7 protein-coding genes are annotated in these 8,441 nt (G+C 58.7%); all 7 read right to left on the bottom strand.

Annotated features, from left to right (window positions below; genetic code table 11):
* Position 1: 1 nt before the first annotated feature.
* Complete coding sequence (locus tag HNQ81_RS05255; protein WP_183349024.1) at positions 2 to 958, bottom strand: type II secretion system minor pseudopilin; 957 nt, start codon at positions 956 to 958, stop codon at positions 2 to 4.
* 41 nt (positions 959 to 999) lie between these two features.
* Positions 1,000 to 1,752 carry a type II secretion system protein gene (locus tag HNQ81_RS05260; RefSeq protein WP_183349026.1) on the bottom strand — a complete coding sequence of 251 codons (753 nt, stop codon included), beginning with the start codon at positions 1,750 to 1,752 and terminating at the stop codon, positions 1,000 to 1,002.
* The gene (locus tag HNQ81_RS05265) at positions 1,689 to 2,123 is read right to left on the bottom strand and encodes a prepilin-type N-terminal cleavage/methylation domain-containing protein (RefSeq protein WP_183349028.1); all 435 of its coding nucleotides are present in this window, start codon (positions 2,121 to 2,123) and stop codon (positions 1,689 to 1,691) included. The genes HNQ81_RS05260 and HNQ81_RS05265 overlap by 64 nt, the downstream gene beginning before the upstream one ends.
* Positions 2,124 to 2,135: 12 nt before the next feature.
* Complete coding sequence (locus tag HNQ81_RS05270; protein WP_183349030.1) at positions 2,136 to 2,693, bottom strand: pilus assembly FimT family protein; 558 nt, start codon at positions 2,691 to 2,693, stop codon at positions 2,136 to 2,138.
* A 3-nt stretch (positions 2,694 to 2,696) separates the two neighbouring features.
* Positions 2,697 to 3,173 carry a type II secretion system major pseudopilin GspG gene (gene gspG, locus HNQ81_RS05275; protein WP_183349032.1) on the bottom strand — a complete coding sequence of 159 codons (477 nt, stop codon included), beginning with the start codon at positions 3,171 to 3,173 and terminating at the stop codon, positions 2,697 to 2,699.
* Positions 3,170 to 5,434 carry a CFI-box-CTERM domain-containing protein gene (locus HNQ81_RS05280; RefSeq protein ID WP_183349034.1) on the bottom strand — a complete coding sequence of 755 codons (2,265 nt, stop codon included), beginning with the start codon at positions 5,432 to 5,434 and terminating at the stop codon, positions 3,170 to 3,172. Before HNQ81_RS05280 ends, gspG begins: the two co-directional genes overlap by 4 nt.
* A 457-nt stretch (positions 5,435 to 5,891) precedes the next feature.
* Complete coding sequence (locus HNQ81_RS05285; protein ID WP_183349036.1) at positions 5,892 to 7,940, bottom strand: multiheme c-type cytochrome; 2,049 nt, start codon at positions 7,938 to 7,940, stop codon at positions 5,892 to 5,894.
* Between the last annotated feature and the right edge of the window lie 501 nt (positions 7,941 to 8,441).

The raw sequence follows: 8,441 nt of genomic DNA on the forward strand, positions 1-8,441 counted from the left end.
TTCACTCTACCCTTCGGTTCAATTCAGTAATTTTTCCCTGCTGGGCCCGGCGGAGCACCGTTGTAACCTTTCGTTTCATCGTATCAAATTTCCCCTCCGCCACAATGGAAAAATAACTGCTCGCCGTGGTTGTCAGTGTCGTATCAATTACCACATCCCCAGGCCAGGAGGGTACATTCAGATACCATGCGGCCTCTGCCAGCAGCTCCTGATTTTCCTTCTGCCGCCGGAATTCGTCCAGACCTGCGGCCAGTTCCACGGTTATCTGTGGATTTATCGCCCGGATCACCTCCGGCGGTGCCGTGTTGAGGTTGATCTTGCCGTCATCGCCGTAGACCGTCACAAAATCCTGCAGAGCTTTTTTGCCGTCATCGCCGTAGAGCAGGGCAGGAGTAATGCCCTTGACCAGCAGAAGATCCTCGATAAAATGCACCGGACCGTTCTGACAGGCATATCCGGGGGAAAGGAGCTGGTAGTAGCTGCTCTCCGCCCCGAACTCCGTCTCCAAGTCATCGGTATCGAGCCAGTCGACGAGAGAATCGACGATCCCCCTCGCCTCAACCTCGTCCTCCACAGTAAAATCTCCTGATATGAGCAGGTTGATCAATATTTCCCTGGTGCCGGCACCGATCGCGCCACTGGCGATGAGGCTGTTGATCTGGACCTTGCCCGACAGATCGACCACCGACAGCCTCAACCCCCCCTGGTCGAACAGGCCGGAAAAGTCGACCTGTTCAAGCGTCGCCCAGCTATCGAGGAACGTGTCGGAAGAATCGCCCTTCCCATCCTCCGCCAGCAGAGCGGCGGCGATGGCGACCCCGGAGCGGGCAATCGCTCCGAGCTGTTCGCCACTTTTCAGATTGGCGGCCGCCAGGTGATGCTGCCGCATAAACCTGGCGAACTCAAAGGTCACCACAATCAGCAGACTGATGATGATGATCGTGAGGAGCAGGGCCATGCCCCGGTCGTTGCCCAGGAGAGTTGTCCGTCGTCCCCGGATCACGGCGTATCGGCCCTGTGTGGTAAAGGAAGAGCGACTGCGGTCGCGAAAACGGTTTGCTCTTCAGCCTCGGCCGAAGTCGCAAAGCGCAGGGTCAGTCGGACCATCGCCGGAAAATTTCCGGTCCGCGTTCCGCCCTCCTGAACCATGGCCCCCTCACGGCTGTTCCATTCCTCATGTTCATCTCCCTGATCGTCAATATAGCTGTACTCGATTTCAGCTAGACGATCACAGAGCGGAAATCCTTTCTCCTCGTCAATCATTGGCCCGTTTCCCGGTCGCACAGGCACATCGAGGCGATACAGTCGCAACAGGCCGCTCTCTTCGTCCACCTCGGTCGCATACCGGATCATCGCATAGCCTGCTGCCGGCCCGGTCTTGGTGAACACCAGATGCGCGGCGGAGGTAAAGGTCAACTGGTCGGCGCGCCCGGTTTCTCCATCATTTCTTTCTCCCTGCAGCGAACCGCCATCCCCGAGGTACACCGATTCCAGATCGCCGGCCATGCGCTCCAGGGCGATGCGCGCCATGTCGCTGAATTCCGCCACGGACTTTGTGCTGTCCGTCACCCGGAACGTCGACCTGTAGGCACCATACACCGAGGAGATGACGATAGCGAAGATGAATATCGCCATCAGCAACTCCAGCAGAGTGAAGCCGTCCTGTCTCGTCTGTTGCGGCCGAAGGTTCAGCGGTTGATCTCCTTGCTGATATAGCATCTGAGTGTGTAGCTGAGACCGGCGTTTTCCCATGAAACGGTCAGGTCAACCCGTTGCAGAGGTTGTTCCGGATCCGCTGATGCGGGCAGAATCTCCGACAGATCGGCATCCTGGACCTCAATCTTCCAGGCAAAACCGGGAAAATCGTCGCCGAAATCACCGTCTCCGTCTTCGACAGGGGCTACGCCGCTCTCGTATTCGGCCAGCTTGGCCTTCGCCAGGGTGGCGGCACGGATATTGAACTGGGCTTCGGCTGCGAGGGCCAGGCTTTGCGCCTGGGAGCCGAAGATGGCGGAAAGGCTGATCGCCAGGATCGCGATGGCGATCAGGACTTCAAGAAGAGTAAACCCCTGTTGTTTTGAGGGGAAGAGAGGGGAAACCGGTATCGTCGCAGGAGGGTTCACGCAGTTACCGTATCACTCCATCTCCACATAGCCGTCAGTGATCCGGACATTCCCGAGAAAAGGGGAGAACAGCATGCTCAGGACCTCGTCGTCGTCATTTTCCAGGTGGATCATGGTCTCGTCGATATATCCCTGTCGACTGACCCAGAGCAGCGGCTGGCCTTCATCCATCATGCCCCCGGATCTGGTCCAGATATCGACGATCCGGACGGGTTGCGGCACGTACAGCGCCTCCGCCTCCACCTCATCCGGCTCTTCCATTTCGATTGCCGACTCCTGGCGAAACCAGATGCGGTTTTCCGCCAGATCGAAGGTGATGATGTAGGCCTGCTGGTCCCGCACCGCTTTTTCCCGCACCGCCTTGATCAACCCGATGACCTGCCGGGAAGAGGTCTTGAGCGGATCGGTCAGCAGCGAATTCTTCAGAGTCGGCGCCGCCACCGCCAGCATGACGGAGATCAGGGCGCAGACCACCAGCAATTCAAAGAGCGTGAAGCCAGACTCGCCGCATCCTTCCCGCACCTGCCGGGAACCGACAGCCCTGGTCTCCCCCCGCTGGTCCACCGGCACCGGTTACTCTATCTCCCAGTTGTTGATGTCGGCGCTGTCGCCTTCACCTTCCGCCTCCCCGTCGATGCCATAGGAACTGAGGTCGAAATCGCCATGCACCCCGGGACTGAGGTAGACGAAATCGTTGCCCCACGGGTCCTTCGGCACCTTGCTCTTTTCGAGATAGCCGCCGTCGCGCCATTTCGGCGGCAGTATCCCGGCGGCCGGCGGTTCAACCAGGGCCTGCAGCCCCTGTTCCGTCGACGGATACAGGCCGTTGTCGAGTTTGTAGAGGTTGAGGGCGGTTTCAATTCCCTGAATCTGCAGCGCCGCCTTGGTTCTCTTGGCTTCCTCCGGGTGGCCCATGATTTTCGGGCCGACATAGCCGGCAAGAATACCGATGATGACGAGAACCACCAGCAATTCTATCAGGGTAAATCCAGCCTCAACAGAACGACGCTTCAGCCCCTGCAGCGAGCGCGCGGTATATCGATCGATCATAGTGTATTTCTTGCTTTTGCGTTTGATTTGAAGGAGTACACCGCTGCGCCGCCAACCAGCGCGGCCAGCAGCAGCAGGGTGATTTTCACCCAGACGGCAAATTCCAGCATCAGATAGCTGAAGGCAACCCAGGGCCACAGGCCCACCCTGACGACCTGTTTCAGAACGGCATTGCGTTCGATGACCTCGGCAATCTTTGGTGAAAAACGGTAATACCGGTCGATAAAGGCCTGTCCCAGGGCATTGCCGCGCAGATACCGGTCGCGGAAATTGCGCAGCACGACCACATGCGCATCAAGCACCGAACCGTAGGCGGCAGTGGCGATGAAACAGGCGTCGCTGGTTTCGAACGACAGCTCGTTGCCGTAAATGACCGTCTCGTCGGAAAGCACCGCATAGGCCCTGACATAATATCTTGTATTCGGGGTGATTTCGACAATATTGCTGCCGAACGTTCCCACTCCCGATCCGTCGCTGGTCTGACCGTACAGCACCGTCTTGTAATTAAAGGAACTGTCGTTGGTGGTCGCCGGCAGTATGACCGGGTCGGTCGAATCGGCCGTGTCGGTCGTATCAGTCGTATCGGCCGGCCTGTACACCGGATGCCGCGCCGTACCATAGCACACCCCTCGGGTCGTTACCGTCGGAACGGTTATTTCCGAACTATCTGCAACTTTGGCTATCGCCCCGCCCGACATCGCGTTGTTGCGGCCGATATCGAAGATCGGGGTCGTGGAGATGTGATAATAGGTCGAAGAGACTCCACCGGCAGCCAAGGCTGTCGATTCGGCCAGAGCCGACATCGCCGCCACACTGTATTGCAGCAGGACGAAATCGTTGTCGTCGCCGTTGCTGGAATAACCGGCGGCAAGAACCCTGCCGTCCGGCAGCACGGCGAGGGCCCGGCCCACGTCGTCATACAAGGAAACCGCATCGGCGATAAAGGTGGCGATCGCGGCATCGGCGGCGGCTGCCGTCGTCGTCACGTCCGTGGCCGCCGACGGAGTGCTCCCTTCCCCAGCCGTCTCAGTCTGACTCGTGACCGCAGTGTTCGCGAATGAGGCGACAAGATCCGTATCCGCAGGTGCCCCGGTTGTCTCCGTCGCCGTCTCGGTTGCTCCCGCCGATGAACCCTCCGCTGCCGATTGTTCAACCCCGTAGCGGAGCAGGATGATATCCTTGCCTTTCATCGTTTGGCTATAACCGGTCACCACGATGGCGCCATCGTTCTGTACCGCCACCCCGTAACCGACGCTGTCGTAGCCCAGATCGCTGCGGACTATCCCGGCGGTGCCGAAACTGTTGTCAAGCTGTCCATTGGTCAAAAATCGCCCCAGGATGATCTCGCGATATTCGCTGTTATCGTAGGTGCCGACAACGACCAGCCGGCCGTCCGCCTGGGCGGCCATGTCATAGAGTATCGCCTCCCCTTCCGTGTCGGTGATCCGGACTTCGCCTTTGACGCCGAACGATTCATCGATCGCCCCATCGGCTTGAAGCCGGACAAGACTGAGGCCGGCGACTTCTTCCGGTTTACTGTAGCCGGCAATCAGGATCGTGTTATCGCTCTGCACCACCAGAGAATGGGCGGCAGTCTCATACTCGCGGTCGAGCAACACGACACCGTCCGTGCCGAAGGTCGTGTCCCGCTTTCCATCCTGCTTCACCCGGGCGATCATGGCCTGCTGGCCGTTGCTGCCGCCGGCCGTCCCCGCCACCAGGATATCGCCATCGAGCGTGAGTTGGAGATCATAGGCTACCCCGGATTTATCATCCAGCGGCAGGACGAGTATGCCGCCCGTGCCGAAAGCAGGGTCCAATGCGCCGTTTTCGTTGAGGCGGGCCAGGAAAACCGCCGAGCTTGCCGCATTGGCGCCATTGTCGGCGGTGCCGGCGATGACGATCCTGCCGTCCTCCTGGACGACAATGGCCCGGGCCATGGCATTGCCGCCGCCGACGTTGAAGGTGGTATAGCCGGTGGTTTGAAACGAGGTGTCGAGTTTGCCGTCCTGGTGATACCGGGCCACCGCTACATCCTTCACCACCGAATTGGTGCTGAAGCCGGCGAGCAGGATCTTCCCGTCCGCCTGGACGGCGAGGGCCAGGGCCTCGTCGTCATCAATCCCGAAGTCGGTGACGACTACGCCTTGTTCCCCGAAGGCGGGATCGAGATTGCCCCCGGCATGAACGGATACGACCGACAGCAGAATCGTCACCACCAGCAGCATGATTATCCGGAACTCAGTTTTGATTTCGCACATATTCATCCCACCTTCGCGTTCAGCATTGGAAAACGTTCTGATATCGCCATCGAACACCCAAGTAGCTCAATGGATGATAACAAAAATTTCCCTTTCCAGGCAAGGACGTTGAAGACCTTTTATCGGCCAGGGTTCGCGGGATGACTGGCCGATACCGCCAAAGGCCTGTGGCGGGCACCGCTTACGTCAGAATAAATACTCGATAACAAACAAATTATTTTGATTAACAGGGACCAGCAATCACATCCGGATCGGAGGCGAAGAAAACCAAAAACCCTCCACAGACGAACAGGTTCACCAGGATGTTTCCGGGAGAACCTGTCTTCGCTCGAGGGCCGGTCCTCGGGCACTTCGTTGAAACACCGCCGCAGTCGCCGCTCTCTGGCAGAGGCACCCCTGCCGATCACCGGTTTTCCGCTATTTATCCCTCTTCCGGTAGCGCCCCCCTTCTTCTCCATCAGGAAAAATTGTGACAGGTTGCACATTCGAACCCTTTGTCGAGGTGTTTTTTATGGCTACTGGAACCGCTCCACGATTTGCTGTCATGACAGCTGCTGCAGAGCACATTCCGGGACTGCACCAGGCCGGTAGGCGCCGGCGTATGGCAGCTGGTGCAGGAGATGTCACGGCTCCGATGGGTTTGATGCATGGTTTCGAACGGCTGGCTCTTGCTTTCATGGCAGAGGGTACACGAACTCACCTGGGCCGGCAGCTGGTGGTAGCCGAGGGCGGCGAACGGGATCATGCCCTTGCCGTCGGCCGTGGCCCCGGAACCATCGTGGCACGAGGTGCAGGACGGGGCCTTGCTCTTCGGCTCGACGCCGTGGGTGATGAGCATCTCGGCATCGGCCTCGACCAGCTTGTAACTCCCGGTCATGCCCTGCTCTTTCATGCCCTCCTGGACGGCGGCATCGAAATTGCCGGTCATGAACATCCACATGATGGCCGGCGGGATGATCTTGCCGCTCTCATGCAGCGGCATGATCGTGAAATGGCGCTTGATCGGCACGATCTTCGATTTGCCGTCGAACGGCGCGCCATTGGCCCTGGCCATCGGATAGATGCCCTGGGCGTCGGGGGTGATGGTCTCGCCGACATTGTAGACACTCGAGGTGCCGTCAAACCACACGTATTCCGGTTTGACATAGGCCTGCCTGACCTCTTCGCCGATAAAACCGCCCTGCCCCGAGCAGAAGGCGGGATTCCAGACCGGGGTCCTCCAGTCGCGGGACATCTCCGTCGCCCCGCCCTTGGCGTATGTCGTGATATGACAGGTCTGGCAGCTGACCTGGCCTTGGGCATGCCGGTTCAGGGTGGTGTTGGAGTGCGGCGCCGCGGTGTGGCACGACTGGCAGGTGGGGTTCGGGGCCTCGGTCGCCCGCAGATCGATGCCGCGGCCGCCGATCTTGTGGTTGGCCGACGCATGGCAGCTGGCGCAGGTCAGGTTGGCGCCGGCCTTGGCAAGATGAACATCCTGGTCGATCGTGGCGTCCGTGGAATTGAGCCCCATGTCGCCGCGCTTGGTCCAGTCGCCGCCGCCGGCGGTGGCGTGACAGCGCAGACAGGACTGGTTGGTCGGCAGATGGACCGTCCGGGCGAGGTTGACCATGGTTGTGCCCGCCGGCATCTTGGTGAAGTCGGGCGCGGTGGTGTAGTTGCCCTGGGCGTCCTGTTTGCCGAAGAGATAGGTCTTGAGCTGGCCCAGAACATTGGTGACCGTGACCGCATTGCCTGGGTCTGCCACGGTCGTGCGCTGGTAGGTATCGCTGTGACACATCAGACAGTCGACATCGGCGGCCTCCGGCGGATGCGGGGCGTTGCCGTCGGCGCGGACATGGCAGGAGTAACAGGCCCCTTTCGAAGACACCGCGTAGGTGCAGAAGGTGTTGATGCCGCCGACGCCCTTGCCGAGTTGTTCGCCGTTGGTATTGGTCAGATCCGAGGTCGGACCGGCCCATTGCATGTGCAGGCTGTCGAGCATGTCATCCGCTTCCTCCTGGTGACAGGTGATGCAGGTCGCCGGCCCATTGTAGGCGGTGATGGTGTTATGGGCCGGGATCGGTCCATCCACCAGTCCGCCGCCGGGCGAAGGGCTGCCGGTACCCGGAGGTGGCTCGGTGCCGACATCGGCTGACTCTTTGACAACAAAATCGACACTCTGCCTGACCTTGCCCGATCGGTCCTGGAGGATGCAGGTATACTTCCAGTTTCCCGCCGGCTCGTTGGCCGGGATGGTGTACTTGAAGTCGGCGGTCAGGCCATCGATGGTCATTTTCCGTCTCGTCACCTCTGTGCTGCCTGACTGTCGCTGCGGATTAGTGATGATAATCCGGGCCGAACTCAGTGGCGCACGCCAACTGCCGACACCGGTACATTCGAACTGTACCGACTGGCCGAGCGTCGCCAGCGCAGGAAACGTTGACATCTCTATGGACCTGTCGGCAGCGAAACAGCTGCTGCCCACCAGGACGCACAGGGATGCCATGACTAAGGTTGTGTTTTTCATTGATCCTCCCGTGATCGTTGTCGACTGAAGCCAAAGGGGCAGGCGCGCCAATGACCCTGCACAATCTGGACACTGGGCTCACATCTGCAAGAAAGGTGCCACAACGTAGCACTCATCCGCCGAAGGCGGCCGACTACCCATTTAATATTCTGTAAAGTCATTGTGATACACGACTATTACTACAGATATCGACCGCGTCACTTTTACGGAAAAATCCGATTGTATATTTTTTACTTTATTATCAACATGTTTACCGACCATAGCAAACAATTGCCCAGGTTTGATCCGGTGTGAATTTAAGATGTTAAGTATTTAATGTTTTTCTGTTGCTGGTCGACAGCTCCGGCATATCAAAATCTGATTACCACTGAAACTCAGCCTCGACAGATTTATCCGTGATGGGACACTATCTGTCCTACCAACCATGGTAAGGTACTCTCTCAGAACAACCACAAGAGGAGCATGCCATGGCAAAAAACAAAATCCAGTTCCAAAAAGGGT

The sequence above is a fragment of the Desulfoprunum benzoelyticum genome (assembly GCF_014201505.1).
Taxonomy (GTDB): Bacteria; Desulfobacterota; Desulfobulbia; order Desulfobulbales; family Desulfocapsaceae; genus Desulfoprunum; species Desulfoprunum benzoelyticum.

Bases quoted from the DNA above. Each gene is read 5' to 3' on its own strand.
- HNQ81_RS05255 (WP_183349024.1), bottom strand. From the start codon at position 958: ATGGCCCTGCTCCTCACGATCATCATCATCAGTCTGCTGATTGTGGTG.
- HNQ81_RS05260 (WP_183349026.1), bottom strand. From the start codon at position 1,752: ATGGGAAAACGCCGGTCTCAGCTACACACTCAGATGCTATATCAGCAA.
- gspG (WP_183349032.1), bottom strand. From the start codon at position 3,173: ATGATCGATCGATATACCGCGCGCTCGCTGCAGGGGCTGAAGCGTCGT.
- HNQ81_RS05280 (WP_183349034.1), bottom strand. From the start codon at position 5,434: ATGTGCGAAATCAAAACTGAGTTCCGGATAATCATGCTGCTGGTGGTG.
- HNQ81_RS05285 (WP_183349036.1), bottom strand. From the start codon at position 7,940: ATGAAAAACACAACCTTAGTCATGGCATCCCTGTGCGTCCTGGTGGGC.